The following is an 18,215-nucleotide window of genomic DNA, read 5'->3' as shown; positions in this document are numbered from 1 at the left end:
AGCAGGCGGATTCTTACTCTGGAGCCGTTCAAAAGTGTGATTGACAGCGACTCGTTCTTTTGATCAACTGGTAAAAAATAAAGAGCTGATTACCAGAGGTTCAGATGACTGCACGATCCGACATTGCGCGGGGCCGTCTCGATTCCCCCACGCTCGCCAGCAATTTCTCAGACCTTCATCCGGCCTTCGACAGGCATGAGGCGCGCGTTGCCGCCGAGCGCTGCCTGTTCTGTTATGACGCGCCCTGTGTGAAGGCCTGCCCCACCTCGATCGATATTCCGATGTTTATCCGCGAGATCATGACCGGCAACACGGTTGGAGCGGCGCGGACCATCCTGGAATCCAACATCATGGGCGGCATGTGTGCTCGTGTCTGCCCGACCGAGACGCTGTGCGAGGAAGCCTGCGTCAAGGAAACCTCGGAGGGCAGGGCGGTCGAGATCGGCAACCTGCAGCGCTATGCCACCGACGAGCTCTTCGCCAAGGGCAGGCAATTGTTCAAGCGCGGCGCTCCCACCGGCAGGCGCGTCGCCGTGATCGGCGCCGGCCCGGCCGGCCTGTCCTGTGCCCACAAGCTGGCAACATTGGGCCATGAGGTCGTGGTGTTCGAGGCGCGTGAGAAAGCCGGCGGCCTCAACGAATACGGCATCGCCGCCTATAAGAGCACCGGCGGCTTTGCGCAGGCCGAGGTCGATTACATCACGGCGATCGGCGGCATCACCATCGACTATGGCAAGCGTCTCGGGCGCGACATCGAACTCTCGGATCTCGCCAAGCAATTCGACGCGGTCTTCCTCGGCATGGGGTTGGGGGACACCAACGATCTCGGCCTGGAAGAAGGTATCGAGGGCGTGATCGATGCCGTCGACTACATTGCCGCGCTGCGTCAGGCGGGAGACCTTGCGGATTTGCCGGTCGGCCGCCGCATCGTGGTGATCGGCGGCGGCATGACCGCCATCGACATCGCCTCGCAGACCAAGCGCCTGGGCGCGGAAAGCGTGACCATCGCCTATCGCCGCGGCCAGCAGCAGATGAATGCCTCCAATTACGAGCAGGAACTCGCCCAGACCGACGGCGTGCTGATCCGCCATTGGCTCAAGCCTGCGCGGCTGCATGCTGAGGATGGCAGGCTGGTGGCTGTCGAGCTCGAATATACCAGCGAGCAGGGCGGGCGACTCACGGGTACCGGCGAGACCCTCAGGCTCGAATGCGACCAGCTTTTCACCGCGATCGGGCAGTCCTTCCTGCCTGGGGAGGTCAACGGCGTGCCGCTCACGCTGGAAAAGGGACGAATTACCGTCGACGCCGAACGACGCACCTCGGTGCCCGGCATCTGGGCCGGTGGCGATTGTATCGCCGGCGGCAAGGATCTGACGGTGGCTGCGGTCGAGGACGGCAAGCAGGCCGCGCTTTCGATCGATCAAGCCCTTAAGTCCCAAGCCAAAGCTGCGTGAGGAGAAAAGACATGGCCGATCTCAGCACCAATTTCCTGGGCATCAAGTCCCCCAATCCGTTCTGGTTGGCTTCCGCGCCACCGACCGACAAGGAATACAACGTCGTCCGTGCCTTCAAGGCGGGTTGGGGTGGCGTGGTCTGGAAGACACTCGGCGAGCAGGGGCCGCCGGTGGTCAACGTCAACGGCCCGCGCTACGGCGCCTGGCATAGCCAGGACCGCCGGGTGATGGGCTTCAACAATATCGAGCTGATCACCGACAGGCCGCTCGAGGTCAACCTGCGCGAGATCAAGCAGGTCAAGCGCGACTGGAAGGATAGGGCGCTGATCGTCTCCCTGATGGTGCCCTGCGAGGAAGACGCCTGGAAGTCGATCCTGCCCTTCGTGGAGGACACCGAGGCCGATGGCATCGAGCTGAATTTCGGCTGCCCGCACGGCATGTCGGAGCGCGGCATGGGCTCGGCCGTCGGGCAGGTGCCTGAATATGTCGAGATGGTTGCGCGCTGGTGCAAGCAATATACCCGCATGCCGGTGATCGTGAAGCTGACACCCAACATTACCGACGTGCGCAAGCCAGCCGAGGCGGCCAGGCGCGGCGGCGCCGACGCGGTATCGCTGATCAACACCATCAACTCCATCGTCTCGGTCGACATCGACACTATGCGCCCCTGGCCGAATACGGACGGCTTCGGCACCCATGGCGGCTATTGCGGCCCGGCGGTGAAGCCCATCGCACTCAGCATGGTTTCGGAGATCGCGAGAGCCGAGGCGACGCGCGGCATGCCGATCTCCGGCATCGGCGGCGTCGAGACCTGGCGTGACGCCGTGGAATTCATGGCGCTCGGCTGCGGCACCGTGCAGGTCTGCACGGCCGCCATGGTCTATGGCTTCAAGGTGGTGCAGGAGATGATCTCCGGTCTCTCCGACTGGATGGACGAAAAGGGCTATACCTCGGTCGATCAGTTCGTCGGCAAGGCCATTCCCCAGGTGACCGACTGGCAGCACCTCAATCTCGAATATGTGGTCAAGGCCCATATCGACCAGGATGCCTGCATCAAATGCGGCCGCTGCCACATTGCCTGCGAGGATACCTCGCACCAGGCCATCACCAACATGGTCGCCGGCGAGCGCAAGTTCGAGGTGATCGAGGAAGAGTGCGTGGGTTGCAATCTGTGCGCCGTGGTCTGCCCGATCGAGGACTGCATCACGCTCGAGCCGGTGACCTCCGGGGTCGACAAGCGTACCGGCAGGCCGGTGGGCGGGCATCGCACCTGGAAGGAGCATCCCAATAATCCGGCGGTGTACGCCAAGGCTCCTGCCGCGGCGGAGTAGGTGGCACGCTGCTTCACCTCCCATCACCCTGCTGGAACCTTCTCCCACAAATCGAGAAGGGGCTCTGCTCGGATAGGCGAGTTTGCTTGAACAGGGCCGCGCTACAATATCCCGGCCCAATAAATTCCCTTCTCCCCTTGCGGGAGAAGGTGGCGGCAGCCGGATGAGGGGTGAAGCCCAACAGCGCAGAATGAGATTGTCATCTCTCTCCACCCACAACAGGATGCAGCGCTCTCATCGGGAAATCACGCCGGGCCCATGACGCTGGATCAGATTGCAGAACACGCCGAAGTCGTCGGTCTCTCAGTGAGGGGCGCCTTCCATCCCCGACCTGAGGACGGCGTCCCGGCGCTCGATACCGGGTCAGTCGAAACGCTGGTACTGCTCGGCTGGAGCGGTGGCCGGCAATGGCCGGCCTTCGCGGCTTCGCACGAGGCTGCCGATGGCGCACTGCATCCATTGGATCGTTGGTCCGCGCGGGTGATTGATGCGATGGCAAACGAGTTTAGCGCCGTCGCCCTCTATCCCTTCGGCGGCCCGCCTTATTTACCGTTTCAGCGCTGGGCGCAACGCGGCGATGCTGTCTTCGCTTCGCCGCTCGGCATCTATGTGCACCCCGTGCATGGTCTCTGGCACAGCTATCGCGGTGCGCTCGGCTTTGCGCAAAGGCTGGCGCTGCCCCCGCTCGCAAGGGCGGTCCATCCCTGTGAGAGCTGTGCGGCCAAGCCCTGCCTGAACAACTGTCCGGTCGGCGCCTTCACACTGGCGGGCTATGATGTGGAACGCTGTGCCGCCCATGTGCGCTCGCCGCAGGGTACGGCCTGCAGACAAGGCGGCTGCCTCGCGCGCCGGGCCTGCCCGGTGGCACCCGACAAGGCTTATGGCAGCCAGGAAGCAGGCTTCTACATGAAAGCCTTCCTGGCCGCGCATTGACGAAAATGGGCGGGTCGCAGGACCCGCCCATCTCACTTGTTGTCCGCCGGCGACAGATCCCGCAGCTTGACGAGATCGTTCATCAGGCCGCCGACCCCGTTATGCACGGTCAGGCGCTCGACCTTGCCGGCAATCGCCTCCAAGGCCTCCAGCTCCTTGAGCCGCAGCATCACCGGGTTCTCGGCCATCACCTTGGCCGTGTTGAGCAGCGAACGGGTGGCGTTCGTCTCCTCGCGGCGGCGGATGACATTGGCCTCGGCCTGCTTTTCAGCCGCCACGACCTGGTTGAGGATCTCGCGCATCTCGCCCGGCAGGATCACATCCTTCAGGGCGATCTCACCGACCTCGATACCGATATCGGCCATGTCGCTGCGCACCTTTTCGGCGGCCTCGGCATCGACGACGGTCTTGCGTTCCAGCAACTGGTCGAGCGTCAGGGCGCCCAGAGCCTTGCGGAAGGCGTATTGCAGGGAGCGGTAGAACGCATCCTCGCAATCCTTGACGGTGGTAACAGCCTTCACCGGATCGACGACGCGGAACTCGGCCGCGATGTTGACACGGATGGTCACTCGGTCGCGCGTCAGCATCTCCTGGCCGTTGACGTCGAGCGAACGCAGCCGCACGTCGAGTGCCTTGACCTGTACCGGCTTTCCGATGTTCCAGAAGCCATGCACGCCCGGCGCCAACGTGCGGATGAAAGCACCGTCGACATAGAGCAGTCCGACCTGGCCATCCTGCACGGCGTGCAGGATCACGAGCTCGGCCTTGCGGGCCTGCACCAGCCGAGGGAGCAGGCCCGGCTCGACGACGAGGTCGGCCGGCGGAGCGATGGACGTCGAGGTCCAGGGACCGGCCGCCTTCCACACGGTGAGCTTGCGATCGGGGCCCAGCAACACATGGACGAGACCATCGCGCTCGACGATGGCAATCATGCCCGGCTCGGTGCGGAACCGCTGCAAATGACGCTCGGCCACGGCCGGAAGCTTGTCGAACAACGCCTTCTCGAGAGGAGAGTTGAACGGCCCTGCTTCAATGTCATGGCGCAGGATTTCGGTATCGTCCTTCCGGCCGGCCAGGACGTGCTCGCCCGGCTCCAGAATGGCACGCACCTCGCCCTTGCGCAGCACGATGGCACGCTCGGTTTCCTTCACGACGACGCGCTGGCGCCGCAAAATCAGGTCGAGAAAAGTCATGTCGTCTCCTTTCGGCAAGCTCAGATCATCTGCCGATCGTTCCTTCCGTTGTTGATGATTGGTCCCGGCAAAGATCCGGGAACCGGTGACGTCTGCCCGTGGCGGACCGGCGGCAGCGGGGCGCGAGGCCGAGTGGCGGGCGCGGATCCGAAGATACGTCGCCGGCCACGGGACGTCTTGCCCATATCCGCAAGCCAGGCTGCGGGCGAACGGCTTCAGGCTCTCCGTCAGAGGTAACACCCGTGGGCGCTGCCTCCTGGGAAGACCGTCGGCATGCCAATTCCCGGACCGTCAAGGGCGAAGCGTTTTTCAGGCGCTTTGGAGAAGGATTCGAACCTTCGTGCGTAGAGTATCAGTCTACTGCTCGACCACTGAGCTATCCGAGGTTAGGCTGACAGGAATCGAACCCGCGACCTCCGGCTCCCGCCGGCGCTCTGCCATTGAGCTACAACCCAAACCGATCCCGTCCCGACATCCGTACACAGGACGGCAGAGCCGCCTGCGCGGGCGGAGGTTTCGAACTCCGGCCGCTGATATCGTTCCGGCTGGATGACCGGGGCGCGGCTTGTAGCTGCACGCTTGAAGTTACGCAAGGGGCCAGTACAGAAAATTCGGCCTTATTCTTTTTGGGTTGAGTGCATGCACCCGGATATTCCAAGCAAAGGCGCGACCTGCCTCCCCCAGCCTTGTGGGGGCGCGCGCTATATTTGGTTGCTGTTGTGCAGGATCTGACCTGGGCAGAAGCCACGCATTCTCACTTAGCTGAAAAAGTTGGCGAGCATTTCTGAAGACTGCTTTGGAGCGAAAGCTCATTAACGGCCTCGGTTGCTCAGCGTGATGAAGCTAAGGACATCCGATAAACGCAGCGCCTCTCGATGCTGGCGAGAGCCGCCGGGACTAGCTCCGTCGGCGCGCCCGGCCCACCGAGCGAACCGAAGCCAACCGGTGGTACGAAGACATCGAACCGGGCCCGGCTATCGTCGCGTGGCACCTGCCGGAATTCGAGACCGAAATCGCCGCGCGCTGAGGTCATCACGGCGCTGGCGGCCAGTTCGGGCGCCGGCCGGCTCGCAGCATATTTCTCGTCGAGATAAAGGCTGGTGTCGAACAACAGGGCAGGGAAGCCACGCTCGACCAGGAGAAAGCGGTATGGATCCTCGTCGATGTTACGCAAGGTTTCGCCGGCTTCCTGCATCATCGGGCCGAGCGCGGATTTGAACTGGTCCCATTCCTCGCGATTGCGCTGCTTGAACGCGTCGCCTTCGCCGCGCTGCGCCGCACCGAAACCATTGCGAAAACCGTTGAGGAACCCCCTGGCGAAGCTGCGCGCGCCGGCGCCCGATTCTCTGGCGATCCAGCGGGCCTGTCTCCATCGGCGCCTGAACAGCTTCATGCGTGCGCTCCCGCTTTCAGCGATCGGCCAGCACGCCGCGCAGGATCGTCTCGGTCAGCGTCTTCAGCGTTTCCTGGTAGAAGGCCTCGTCGGTGAGGTCCTTGCCGGTGAGGACACTGATCTGCGTGGCGAAATCGGCATAATGCTGGGTGGTCGCCCAGATCATGAAGAGGAGGTGATAAGGCTCGATCGGCCGCAGTTTTCCCTCGGCGATCCAGCCTTGGATGATGACGGATTTCTGCCGGACGGTGTTGGTGAGATCGGTTGCCAGGACCTTTTTCAGGTGAGGGGCGCCCTGCATGATCTCCATGGCAAACAGACGGGAGGACTCCGGATAGAGCCGAGAGCATTTGAGCTTGTGCTCGATATAGGATGTCAGTGCCACGACCGGGCCGCGTGCGGCATCGAGTTCCTTCAGAGGCGTGACCCAGACTTCCAGAGTGCGGGTGAGAACGGCCTCGTAAAGGGCGTCCTTGGTTCGGAAATAATAGAGAAGATTGGTCTTCGACATGCCGGCGGCTTCCGCGACCTGATCGATACGGGTACCGCGCAAGCCGTGTTTCGAGAAAGCCGAAAGGGCGCTGTCGAGGATCTTGTCGATATTGGCCAGGCCGAGCTTGGTCTTGCTGCGTTGCCGGCCGGCCTCTCCTCCCTCTGCCATGAGCGCTTCCTGTTTCGTTGTCCCCACCCCTTCATGGCTCAGAAGCTTGGCGGTGTGCAAGCCGATATCAACTCGCAGGGCGTGTCGCCGACATTACGAAAACGATGAGGTTCACGGCTGTCGAAATAATACGCGTCGCCGGGGCCGAGCACGGCCATATCCTCGCCCACCGTGACTTCGAGCTGGCCGCGGATGACGATGCCGCATTCCTCGCCCTGATGGTGCAGCAGCACTTTGCCGGAATCCGCCCCGGGCTGGTAGAGTTCGGAGATCATCTGCAGGGCGCGTCCGCGCAGGTCCGAACCGACCTGGCGATAGGAGACGCGCCCGCGACCAATCTCCATCAGTTCGTTGTTGCGGTAGAACACCTTGCGCCCGGGATTGGCATCGAGGGCGAAAAACTCCGCCAGACCAATCGGCAAGGCATCGAGTACCCGCTTCAAGGCGCCGACCGAAGGGTTCACCGCATTCGATTCCATCAGCGATATGGTGGCATTGGAGATGCCTGCCCGCTTGGCGAGCTGGCGCTGCGACAATCCGCGCGCCTCGCGCACGCGCCGCAGCAATGACCCCAAATCGACGTTCTGCATGGTGCCGCCCTTCGTCCAGTCCTGTTTAGAATGTTAAATATCATGAACGCTGTCGACAATTCCACTTTGCATTCAATGCACCGGAATTTGCGAACCTAACGCTTGTAATTGAACATTCGTTCTAGAACAAAAACTCGGGTATTGAAGTGCGGCCGAAATAGGAATGATGCTGCCACAACAAAGAGTTGGCATAATTTCCAAATTCAAGGCAAAGCTATTGCCAGCTTAACGAGCCGGGCTTCCCGCCAGCCTTCGGGACCTCGGCAGCTTCCGGAGAGATCCCGATGAATGCCCCGATCCGCGCGACCAACAACCTCGAAGCATTCTGGATGCCGTTTACGGCTAACAGACAGTTCAAGGCCAATCCGCGCATGTTCGTCGCCGCCAAGGACATGCACTACACCACGGCCGATGGCCGCCAGGTGCTTGACGGCACGGCGGGCCTTTGGTGCTGCAATGCCGGCCATGGCCGCCCCAAGATCACAGAGGCGATCCAGAAGCAGGCGGCCGAGCTCGATTATGCGCCGGCCTTTCAGATGGGGCACCCCGCTGCCTTCGAACTGGCTTCGCGTCTGGTGCAGCTGACGCCCCAGGGCATCGATCACGTCTTCTTCGCCAATTCCGGTTCGGAAGCCGTCGATAGCGCGCTCAAGATCGCCCTGGCCTATCACCGCGCCCGCGGCGAGGGGCAGCGCTTCCGCCTGATCGGCCGCGAGCGCGGTTATCACGGCGTCGGCTTCGGCGGTATTTCGGTGGGCGGCATCGTATCCAATCGCAAGATGTTCGGCACGCTGCTCACCGGTGTCGATCATATCCGCCATACCCATGACCTCACCCGCAACGCCTTCTCCCGCGGCCTGCCCGAGCACGGCGCCGAATATGCCGAGGATCTGGAGCGTGTCATCGCCCTGCACGACGCTTCCACCATCGCGGCCGTGATCATCGAGCCGATCGCAGGCTCTACCGGCGTGCTGCTGCCGCCCAAGGGTTATCTCGAGCGCATCCGCGCCATCTGCGACAAGCATGGCATCCTCCTGATCTTCGACGAGGTCATCACCGGTTTCGGCCGCCTCGGCACGCCTTTCGCCGCCGACTATTTCGGCGTGACCCCGGATATGATGACTGTAGCCAAGGGCATCACTTCGGGCGTGATCCCGATGGGAGCGGTGTTCGCCAAGAAGGAGATCTACGATGCCTTCATGACGGGCCCCGAGCACCTCATCGAGCTCTTCCACGGCTATACCTATTCGGCCAATCCGGTGGCCTGTGCCGCAGCGCTCGGCACGCTCGACACCTATACCGAAGAAGGTCTGCTCACCCGTGCTGCCGATCTCGCCTCTTATTGGGAAGACGCGATCCATTCGCTGAAGGGCCTGCCCCATGTCATCGACATCCGCAATCTCGGCCTGATCGGCGCCATCGAACTGGAGCCGATCGCCGGCCAGCCCACCAAGCGCGCCTTCTCGGCCTTCCTGAAGGCCTACGAGAAGGGCTTGCTGATCCGCACCACCGGCGACATCATCGCCCTGTCGCCGCCGCTGATCATTTCCAAAGTGCAGATCGACGAGTTGGTCGCGACGCTCGGCGACGTCTTGAAGACGCTGGATTGATATTGCCGTCTCCCCTTGCGGGACTCCGCAGTTCCTGCGGAACCGCTCGGGGTCCCGGCAGGGGGATGAGGGGTCTTGCGGCCTCGCCTGACGGGATGACGTCGTCGGAAATTTCAATTGGAGGGGCCTCGTCCACCCCTCATCCGCCCTTTTGGAGCACCTTTTCTCACAGGGGAGAAGGATGGATCGCTCCTAAGGTGCGCAGCAAGACAAACTCCTTCAGAGGAAACCCATGGCCCGTATCGACAATCTGATCGGCGGCAAGCAGACCGCCACCACCAGCGGACGCTTCGCGCCCGTGTTCAACCCCGCCACCGGCGAGCAGAGCGGTGAGCTCGGCTTGTCCTCGACCGCAGATGTCGATGCCGCCGTGCAGGCGGCGAAGAAGGCCTTCCCTGCCTGGTCGACCACGGCGCCGCTCAAGCGGGCCCGCTACATGTTCAAGTTCAAGGAACTGATCGAGGCCAATGCCGACAAGATTGCCCAGGCGATCTCGGCCGAGCATGGCAAGACCCATTCCGATGCCCTCGGCGAGGTGCAACGCGGCCTCGAAGTGGTGGAATTCGCCTGCGGCATTCCGCATCTGCTGGCTGGTGAATTCAGCCGCAACGTCGGCCCGGCCATCGACACCCATAATGACCGCCAGCCCCTCGGCGTCGTCGCCGGCATCACGCCGTTCAACTTTCCCGCCATGGTGCCGCTGTGGATGTATCCGGTGGCGATCGCGGCCGGCAACACCTTCATCCTCAAGCCGTCCGAGCGCGATCCCTCGGCCGCCCTGGTGGTCGCTCAGCTCCTCCTCGATACCGGCCTGCCGGAAGGCGTGCTCAATGTCGTCAACGGCGACAAGGAAGCTGTCGACGCGCTGCTGCATCACCCCGACGTCAAGGCTATCAGCTTCGTCGGTTCGACGCCGATCGCCCAGTATATCTATGCGACGGCTGCTGCCAACGGCAAGCGCTGCCAGGCTCTCGGTGGTGCCAAGAACCACATGGTGGTGATGCCGGATGCCGACATGGACCAGGCCGCCGATGCGCTGGTCTCGGCGGCCTACGGCTCGGCGGGCGAGCGCTGCATGGCGATCTCGGTGGCCGTGCCGATCGGCGACAAGACCGCCGACGTGCTGGTCGAACATCTGCTGCCGCGCATCAACAAGCTCAAGGTCGGCCCCGCCGCCGATCCGCAGGCCGAGATGGGGCCGCTGGTCACCAAACAGCACCAGGAAAAGGTACTTGGCTATATCGATGCCGGCGTGAAGGAAGGCGCCAAGCTGGTGGTCGACGGTCGCGGGCTCAAGCTGCAGGGCTATGAAAACGGCTATTATGTCGGCGCCACTTTGTTCGATCACGTCACAGAAGAGATGTCCATTTACAAGGAGGAGATCTTCGGGCCGGTGCTTTCCATGGTGCGCGCACGCGACTATGCGCATGCCACCAAGATGATCAATGATCACGAATATGGGAATGGTACCGCCATCTTCACCCGTGACGGCGATGCGGCGCGCGCCTTTGCCGACAGCATCGAGGTCGGCATGGTCGGCGTCAACGTGCCACTGCCGGTACCGGTCGCCTACCACTCGTTCGGCGGCTGGAAGCGCTCGTTGTTCGGCGACCACTCGATCTACGGCATGGAGGGCGTGCGCTTCTATACCCGCCTGAAGACCGTGACCGCCCGCTGGCCTACCGGCATCCGCTCGGGCGTGAACCTCAACTTCCCCTCGACGAACTGAGATCGGGCGTAAACACTCGGCGGAGCCGCACTCCTTCTTGGCTTATGGAGTGCGGCTTCGCCGCAATGACCGCCGGGGACAGCTTCGGCTACAGGGTGGTCGAGGGATTTCAGCTTTTTCGGCAAGAAGGCTGCGGCTTGCCGGCCCGCCTATCCGAGCCGCGCGCCTGCTGGTTCCAAGCAAACCCTGCTGCCGACCCACCCCCTGCTCAGCGAGTGTCACGACAGGAATTCGCGTAGCGCGGCAATACGTTCATTGGTCAGCACGCCCTTGATGTCATCGGCAGAGCGACCTGGAAAAGCCTCGGCAACAAAGTCCGCGAAAGCGTCGCGATAGGTGAGCCAGGCACGCTGGGTCTCATGAATGCCGCTTTTCTGGACCGTGCCGTAGGAGAAGTTTTTCAGGCGCATGACCTTCTGATAGGTCGTGTTCAGGGTGGCATCGGCCTTGGCCAGTTGCGGTGCGCTGAATTTCTGAACCTTGCCGTTGACGACCTGCCGAAGATCGTCGTGGAAGGCCTTTTTGGCCGCGTCCGTCGCGTCGGTCTGCATGGCCGCGCGAAGTGTGCCGCTGAGATCCACCTCATTCTTCCCGACGGCGTCCGCATAGGCCGCCGATGCAGTCTGAAGCCGGGCCAAGGCTGCCTTCTGTTGATCGTTCCAATCCCTGGAGAGGGTCGTGATGGCCTGATCGCGTTGAGCGTTCTCGATGCGGGAGGCATGGACCTCGCAGGCGCCGCCGAGGAAGCCGCTCGTGGCGTCGTCGCATACGCTGAAATCCGTGCCCGCCCATCCTTCGGTGCGCAGCTTGGCGAGATGCTGGATGCGAAGATCCATTTCGTAATCGGCACCGTTGAGTTGGCAGGCAAGGGCGATTGCCCGATTGAGGTCGCGCGGTGCCCCGACTCCATTGGCATACATCATCATGAGAAGGCTGTTGCCGCCGAAGGGCGTTTCGTTTCCGTCGGGTCCCTTTGCCTCCTGTGCGGCACAGCGCCGAGCCGCGTCGAGGTCTGCCTTCATCCCGATGCCGTAGTAGAGCGCCTCGGAGTCGCAAGGGGCCTTGTCGTCAGGTTGGGCTGGTTCGGAAATGTCCAACGTCTTCGCCGATCGGCAGATCTGTTGCGACTTCGAGAATGACGGATCGGCCTTCGCATCCGCCCAGGATCCTGCATGGGTGGAGAGCGGAGCCGTTAGAAGGACGGGAATTGCCAGGGCAACGGGAGCGAGTTGCACGCAAAATTTCTTCATTCCTTGTCCTTCTGTATTAAAGGCAGCGACAGGTAAGGGAGGTCACTATACCAGTGCCATGCTCATCATCTCGCATTTATACCTAGATGTTCAGCAGCCTCACCTAGCCGAAGGAGATTTGCAACGTCTAAGTTGTAGTCCTTTCGGAATGGAAACTTGCCTGACTAGGGCACTGATCCTTTGCGCTCCCACAAGGGCTTGGTTTCACCATCGTCCTTATGAGAATAGGCGTGAAGATGGGATGCCCGCGGCGAGCAATTTCGGGCTGGTCAGGGACCAGTCCGCTATTGCAACGTTTTCGCGGTGAGAGCCCCGAAACTATCCCCGGTTGAACTGCGCCGGGCGCTTCTCCACGAAGGCAGCCATACCTTCCTTCTGGTCCTGCGTCGAGAACAGGGCTTGGAAAACGCGGCGCTCGAAGGTGAGGCCGCTGGTGAGCGGCAGCTCATAGGCCTGGTTGATCGCTTCCTTCATTACCATAGCGGCCGTCAGCGACATGCTGGCGATGGTTTCCGCCGTCTTCACCGCGTCCTCGACGAGATCGGCGGCCGGAATGATACGCGAGGCCAGGCCGCAGCGCTCGGCCTCGGCGGCGTCCATCAGCCGGCCGGTGAGGCACAATTCCATCGCCTTGGACTTGCCGATCGAGCGCACCAGCCTCTGGCTGCCGCCCATGCCGGGGATCACGCCGAGCTTGATCTCAGGCTGGCCGAATTTGGCGGTGTCGGCGGCCAGGATGAAGTCGCACATGAGCGCGAGTTCGCAGCCTCCGCCCAAAGCATAGCCGGCTACAGCTGCGATCTTCGGCTTGCGAGAAGCGGCGAAATGGTTCCATTCCGAGAACCAGTCGCTGCTGTGCATGTCGACGAAGCTCTGAGCCTGCATCTCCTTGATGTCGGCGCCGGCGGCGAAGGCCTTGGCGGAACCGGTGATCACCAGGCAGCCGATGCCGGGATCGACGTCCGCCGCCTGGGTCGCCGCCAGGAGTTCGCCGGCCAGCTTGCGGTTGAGGGCGTTGAGGGCCTCGGGCCGGTTGAGCGTGATCAGCAATACGCGTCCGCGCTTTTCGGTGATGATGGTCTCATAGGTCATGTCTGGTCCTCAAACCTTTGGCCATTTCCGTCCTCGAGGAGAGGGAAATGCGCCCTTCATTTGAAATATTGAGCCGGCTGTTATGTTGATGAAACTCAGCTCCTGCCCCGAAGCAGCCGGATGATGGCGGAAAAATCTTCCGTACCGTGGCCGAGGCCGTCGAACAGGGAATAGAGCTGGGCGGCTTCGGCGCCAAGCGGCGTGTTGGCGCCGACCGAATTGGCGGCCGCCTGGGCGAGCTTGAGATCCTTGAGCATCAGGGCCGCCGCGAAGCCCGGCTTGTAGTCGTTGTTGGCGGGCGAGGTCGGCACCGGCCCCGGCACGGGGCAATAGGCGGTGAGAGACCAGCACTGGCCGGAAGAGGTCGAGGCGACATCGTAGAGCGCCTGCTGCGACAGGCCGAGCTTTTCGCCGAGCGCGAAGGCCTCGCAGACCCCGATCATCGAAATGCCGAGGATCATGTTGTTGCAGATCTTGGCCGCCTGGCCGGCGCCGGCGCCGCCGCAATGCACCACGCGCTTGCCCATTATGGTGAGCAGCGGCTCGGCCCGGGCGAAGGCCTCGTCCGGGCCGCCCACCATGAAGGTCAGCGTGCCGGCCTTGGCGCCGCCGACGCCGCCCGAGACGGGAGCATCCACGGCGGCTAGGTTACGTCCGGCCGCGATCTCATGGGCCTTGCGGGCGCTGTCAACGTCGATGGTGGAGCTGTCGATCAGCAGCGCGCCCGCAGGCACGAGGCTGGCCAGATCCGACCATACCTTCAGCACATGGGCGCCGGCCGGCAGCATGGTGACCACGGCGTCGGCATCCTTGACCGCTTCGGCGGCGGAGGCGGCGATGGTGACGCCATCAGCACGCGCACTGTCGAGCGAGACCTGGGACAGATCGAAGCCGCGCACCGCGTGCCCGGCCTTGACCAGATTGGCGGCCATCGGTCCGCCCATATTGCCGAGACCAATGAAACCTATCTTGCTGCGGGCCATTGGAAACTCCTTTGCGAGAATACGATAAGGATCGGTGTCTTACGCACCGCCATGCGCTTAAGGAAACACCCGATCCGCCACCGGCTGGGTCCAGGCTTCGATATCGTGGTCATCGACCTCTGCAAGGCTTGCCGGCGACCAGCGCGGATTGCGATCCTTGTCGATAATGGCCGCTCGCACACCCTCGTAGAAATCGTGGCCCTGGGCCACCGCAACCGCTGCAGCAAATTCGCGTTCCAGAGCCTCTTCAAGGCCATCGGCCTCGCGGGCCAGACGGATCAGGCGGAAGGTGAGCTTGAGGCTGGTCGGCGATTTGGAGGCGATGAGGTCGCGCGTCTTCAGGGAGAAGGGCGTATTATCCGCTTCGAGAGCTTGCAGGATGGCCTCGACGGAGGAGCCGGCAAAGCAGCGATCGATCAGCGTGCGATGCTCGGAAAGGCGAGCGAGTTCAGGCTGCACGGCATGCTTTGCAAGCACGGCGCGGATTGCCTCATTGTCGGTTCCAGGCATCAACTGAGCCAGCTCGTCGATCAACGCGGGAATGCTGCCCTGAGGGATCTGGAGGTCGGCCAGGCCGGCATAAACAGCATCGGCAGGCCCGATCGTCTCGCCGGTGAGGGCGAGATAGGTACCGATCTCGCCCGGCGCATGGGCGAGCAGCCAGGTGCCGCCGACATCCGGCACGAAGCCGATGCCGACTTCGGGCATGGCGATGCGGCTGCGCTCGGTGACGATGCGGTGGGCGCCGTGAGCCGACAGGCCGATGCCGCCGCCCATGGTGATGCCGTCCATCACGGCCAGATAGGGCTTGGGAAAGCGGGCGATGCGGGCATTGACGCGATATTCGTCACGCCAGAATTTCGCGCCCGTACCATCGGGCGTGCGTTCGCCTTCGTAAAGGGCCCGAATGTCGCCCCCGGCGCACAGGCCACGCTCGCCTTCGCCCGTCAGCAGTATGGCGGCGATGGCGGCATCTTTCTCGAACGCGTCGAGGGCCGGCGCGATCAGATGTACCATGTCGCGCGTGAGGCTGTTCATCGCCTTGGGGCGATTGAGCCGAATGCGGCCAAGCGAGCCTGTGCGTTCGACGATCACGTCCGGAAGCGTCTCTTCTGCTGCCATTAGCGATTCCCCAGCAGGGCACGGGCAATGATCACGCGCATGATTTCGTTGGTTCCTTCCAGAATCTGGTGCACCCTGAGATCTCTGACGATCTTCTCGACGCCATATTCGCTCAGATAGCCATAGCCACCGTGAAGCTGCAGCGCCTGATTGGCAACCTCGAAACCGGCATCGGTGACGAAGCGCTTGGCCATGGCGCAAAAGCGCGTCGCCTCGGGGCTCTTGGCATCGAGCGCGCAGGCGGCCCGCCACAGGAAGGTGCGCGCCACTTCCAGTTCCGTCGCCATGTCGGCAAGGCGGAATTGCAGGGCCTGGAAATCCGAGATCTTCCTTCCGAAGGCTTTGCGCTCGCCCATATAGGCGATCGCCTTGTCGAGAGCCGCCTGGGCGCCCCCGAGCGAGCAGGCGGCAATGTTGAGGCGGCCGCCGTCGAGCGCCGCCATGGCGATGCGAAAGCCCTGGCCCTCTTCGGCAATGCGGTTGGCGGCGGGAACCCGGACATTCTCAAACATCACGGCGCGGGTCGGCTGGGCATGCCAGCCCATCTTCTTCTCGCTGGCGCCAAAGGAAAGACCAGGCGTGTCCTTCGGCACGATGAAGGTGGAGATGCCCTTGGGGCCATCGCCGCCGGTGCGGGCCATCACGATGTAGAGATCGCTGGCACCGGCACCCGAGATGAACTGCTTCTGGCCGTTGAGGACGTAATTATCACCCTCGTGCGTCGCCCGGGTAGCCAGGTTGCCGGCATCCGAGCCATAGCCGGGCTCGGTCAGGCAATAGCTGGCAATCGTCTCCATCCTGGTCATCGCCGGCAGCCATTGCTGGCGCTGTTCGGGCGAACCATAGCTATCGACGATCCAGGCGCACATATTGTGGATCGACAGGAAGGCGGCGACGGCCGGGCAGCCCGAGGACAGGGCTTCGAAGATCAACGCCGCATCGAGCCGGGTGAGGCCGGAGCCGCCGACATCCTCGCGCACATAGATCGCGGCCATGCCGAGCCCGGCGGCCGCCCTGAGCGTGTCGATGGGAAAATGCTTGTTCTGATCCCATTCGAGGGCGTGCGGGGCGATCGCCTCCGCCGCGAAGCCGGTCGCCATCTCCCGGATGGCCACCTGTTCGTCGCTGAGTTCGAAATCCATGGTGGTTGCCTCGTTTCCTACCCTCCCTGGAGGGGGAGGGTCGGCCCAAAGGGCCGGGGTGGGGTGACTGGCGCAGCGTTCTGCCAGATTGGGCGGCGCTAGACTGGGATCGGTCGTGCAGACACCCCACCCCGACGCCACGCGTCGACCCTCTCCCTCCAGAGGAGGGTAAAGATTGCCTCACCGCATCGTCGGGATCGAGAAATCCGCGCCGCTCTTGATGCCGCTCGGCCAGCGCGAGGTCACCGTCTTGGTCTTGGTATAGAAGCGGATCGAATCCGGCCCGTGCTGGTTGAGGTCGCCGAAGCCCGAGCGCTTCCAGCCGCCAAAGGTGTGATAGGCGATCGGCACCGGGATCGGCACGTTGATGCCGACCATGCCGACATTGACCCTGGCGGCGAAGTCTCGGGCAGCATCGCCGTCGCGCGTGAAGATCGCCACGCCGTTGCCGTAGGAATGTTTGGTCGGCAGAGCCAGCGCTTCCTCGTAATCGTGCGCACGCACCACGGAGAGCACCGGGCCGAAGATTTCCTCCTTGTAGATGGTCATCTCCGGCTTGACCTCGTCGAACAGGCAGCCGCCCATGAAGAAGCCGTTCTCATAGCCCTGGAGGCGGAAATTGCGGCCGTCGACGGCTAGTTTCGCGCCCTCGTTGATGCCGATCTCGACATAGTGCTTGACGCGCTCCACCGCCTCGCGGGTGACGAGAGGGCCGTAATCGGCGGAGCCGTCACTGGAGGGACCGATCTTCAGCGATTCCACCCGCGGGATCAGCTTTTCCATCAAGGCATCAGCCGTCGGCTTGGTGACGGGAATGGCGACCGAGATCGCCATGCAGCGTTCGCCCGCCGAACCGTAGCCGGCGCCGATCAAGGCATCGACCACCTGGTCCATGTCGGCATCCGGCATGATGATGGCGTGGTTCTTGGCGCCGCCGAAGCACTGGGCTCTCTTGCCGGTCTGGGCGGCGCGGACATAGATATATTCGGCGATCGGGGTCGAGCCGACGAAACCCACGGCCCGGATGTCTTCGTCGTCGAGAATGGCGTCGACCGCTTCCTTGTCGCCGTTGACCACATTGAACACGCCCGCCGGCAGGCCCGCTTCAAGGAACAGTTCGGCGATGCGGATCGGCACGGAGGGATCACGTTCGGAGGGCTTGAGGATGAAGGCATTGCCGCAGGCCAGCGCCGGGGCGCATTTCCACAAGGGGATCATGGCGGGGAAGTTGAAAGGCGTGATGCCGGCGACGACACCCAGCGGCTGACGCAGGGAATAGACGTCGATGCCGGTACCGGCGCTCTCGGTATATTCACCCTTGAGCAGATGCGGGATGCCGATGGCGAACTCCACCACTTCGAGGCCGCGCTGGATGTCACCCTTGGCATCCGGCACGGTCTTGCCATGCTCGCTCGCCAGGAGTTCGGCCAGACTGTCATGCTCGTCCCGCATCAATTCGAGGAAGCGCATCATCACACGGGCGCGCCGCTGCGGATTCCAGCCCGCCCAGACCACCTGTGCCTCGCGGGCATTTTCGACCGCGGCCCGCAACTCGGCCTTGCTGGCGAGTGCCACCTTGGCCTGCACCTCGCCGGTGGTGGGATTGAACACGTCGGCAAAACGGCCGCTGGTGCCCTCGACGCGCTTGCCGGCGATGAAATGTCCGATCTGTCGCATGGCTTGGTCCTTCATCGTGTTGTGAATTTCATTTTCCGGGTGCGCGGACGTCTCG

15 protein-coding genes and 2 tRNA genes are annotated in these 18,215 nt (G+C 63.0%); 5 read left to right on the top strand and 12 right to left on the bottom strand.

The annotated features are described in order from the left end of the window. Window positions 1-104: 104 nt before the first annotated feature. The 3 genes from AB4037_RS14635 to AB4037_RS14625 all read left to right on the top strand — a co-directional run bounded on the left by AB4037_RS14635 (window position 105) and on the right by AB4037_RS14625 (window position 3,718). A complete protein-coding gene (locus tag AB4037_RS14635; RefSeq protein WP_441772016.1) occupies window positions 105-1,454 on the top strand; it encodes an NAD(P)-dependent oxidoreductase in 1,350 nt (449 codons plus the stop codon). Window positions 1,455-1,465: 11 nt separating this feature from the next. Further along, entirely contained in the window at window positions 1,466-2,785 is a 1,320-nt protein-coding gene (preA, locus tag AB4037_RS14630; protein ID WP_434957283.1) for an NAD-dependent dihydropyrimidine dehydrogenase subunit PreA, read from the top strand. A 258-nt stretch (window positions 2,786-3,043) separates the two neighbouring features. Further along, complete coding sequence (locus tag AB4037_RS14625; RefSeq protein WP_441772015.1) at window positions 3,044-3,718, top strand: hypothetical protein; 675 nt, start codon at window positions 3,044-3,046, stop codon at window positions 3,716-3,718. Window positions 3,719-3,750: 32 nt separating this feature from the next. On the opposite strand, the gene AB4037_RS14620 is transcribed toward AB4037_RS14625, so the two are convergent. The 6 genes from AB4037_RS14620 to AB4037_RS14595 all read right to left on the bottom strand — a co-directional run bounded on the left by AB4037_RS14620 (window position 3,751) and on the right by AB4037_RS14595 (window position 7,555). After that, window positions 3,751-4,911 carry a slipin family protein gene (locus AB4037_RS14620; RefSeq protein WP_441772014.1) on the bottom strand — a complete coding sequence of 387 codons (1,161 nt, stop codon included), beginning with the start codon at window positions 4,909-4,911 and terminating at the stop codon, window positions 3,751-3,753. 319 nt (window positions 4,912-5,230) lie between these two features. After that, window positions 5,231-5,293, bottom strand: a tRNA-Ile gene (locus tag AB4037_RS14615). 4 nt (window positions 5,294-5,297) lie between these two features. Beyond that, window positions 5,298-5,366 (bottom strand) — tRNA-OTHER (locus tag AB4037_RS14610). 374 nt (window positions 5,367-5,740) lie between these two features. Then, window positions 5,741-6,304 carry a hypothetical protein gene (locus AB4037_RS14605; RefSeq protein ID WP_434957280.1) on the bottom strand — a complete coding sequence of 188 codons (564 nt, stop codon included), beginning with the start codon at window positions 6,302-6,304 and terminating at the stop codon, window positions 5,741-5,743. 16 nt (window positions 6,305-6,320) lie between these two features. Then, the gene (gene rutR, locus AB4037_RS14600) at window positions 6,321-6,965 is read right to left on the bottom strand and encodes an HTH-type transcriptional regulator RutR (RefSeq protein WP_434957279.1); all 645 of its coding nucleotides are present in this window, start codon (window positions 6,963-6,965) and stop codon (window positions 6,321-6,323) included. 38 nt (window positions 6,966-7,003) lie between these two features. After that, on the bottom strand, window positions 7,004-7,555 hold the full coding sequence (locus AB4037_RS14595; RefSeq protein ID WP_434957278.1) for a cupin domain-containing protein: 552 nt from the start codon (window positions 7,553-7,555) through the stop codon (window positions 7,004-7,006). A gap of 284 nt (window positions 7,556-7,839) precedes the next feature. Here AB4037_RS14595 and AB4037_RS14590 point away from each other — a divergent pair, with 284 nt between their 5' ends. Further along, complete coding sequence (locus AB4037_RS14590; protein ID WP_441772013.1) at window positions 7,840-9,165, top strand: aspartate aminotransferase family protein; 1,326 nt, start codon at window positions 7,840-7,842, stop codon at window positions 9,163-9,165. Between the two features lie 232 nt (window positions 9,166-9,397). Further along, on the top strand, window positions 9,398-10,894 hold the full coding sequence (locus AB4037_RS14585) for a CoA-acylating methylmalonate-semialdehyde dehydrogenase (RefSeq protein ID WP_434957276.1): 1,497 nt from the start codon (window positions 9,398-9,400) through the stop codon (window positions 10,892-10,894). Window positions 10,895-11,112: 218 nt separating this feature from the next. Here the strand turns inward: AB4037_RS14585 and AB4037_RS14580 are convergent, their stop codons facing one another. From AB4037_RS14580 to AB4037_RS14555, 6 genes are all read right to left on the bottom strand, one after another. Continuing rightward, window positions 11,113-12,144: a lysozyme inhibitor LprI family protein gene (locus AB4037_RS14580; protein ID WP_441772012.1), complete on the bottom strand. Its 1,032-nt coding sequence runs from the start codon at window positions 12,142-12,144 to the stop codon at window positions 11,113-11,115. Window positions 12,145-12,462: 318 nt separating this feature from the next. After that, entirely contained in the window at window positions 12,463-13,236 is a 774-nt protein-coding gene (locus tag AB4037_RS14575; RefSeq protein ID WP_441772011.1) for an enoyl-CoA hydratase, read from the bottom strand. 95 nt (window positions 13,237-13,331) lie between these two features. Further along, on the bottom strand, window positions 13,332-14,219 hold the full coding sequence (mmsB, locus tag AB4037_RS14570; protein WP_441772010.1) for a 3-hydroxyisobutyrate dehydrogenase: 888 nt from the start codon (window positions 14,217-14,219) through the stop codon (window positions 13,332-13,334). A 57-nt stretch (window positions 14,220-14,276) separates the two neighbouring features. Then, window positions 14,277-15,341: an enoyl-CoA hydratase/isomerase family protein gene (locus AB4037_RS14565; protein ID WP_441772009.1), complete on the bottom strand. Its 1,065-nt coding sequence runs from the start codon at window positions 15,339-15,341 to the stop codon at window positions 14,277-14,279. Next, window positions 15,341-16,483, bottom strand: a complete 1,143-nt coding sequence (locus tag AB4037_RS14560) for an isobutyryl-CoA dehydrogenase (protein WP_441772008.1) — start codon at window positions 16,481-16,483, stop codon at window positions 15,341-15,343. Before AB4037_RS14560 ends, AB4037_RS14565 begins: the two co-directional genes overlap by 1 nt. A 180-nt stretch (window positions 16,484-16,663) precedes the next feature. After that, window positions 16,664-18,160, bottom strand: a complete 1,497-nt coding sequence (locus tag AB4037_RS14555; protein WP_441772007.1) for a CoA-acylating methylmalonate-semialdehyde dehydrogenase — start codon at window positions 18,158-18,160, stop codon at window positions 16,664-16,666. Between the last annotated feature and the right edge of the window lie 55 nt (window positions 18,161-18,215).

It is taken from the genome of Labrys sp. KB_33_2, from assembly GCF_052114505.1.
Lineage (GTDB): Bacteria > Pseudomonadota > Alphaproteobacteria > Rhizobiales > Labraceae > Labrys.
This window is presented reverse-complemented; position numbering and strand designations above follow the sequence as displayed.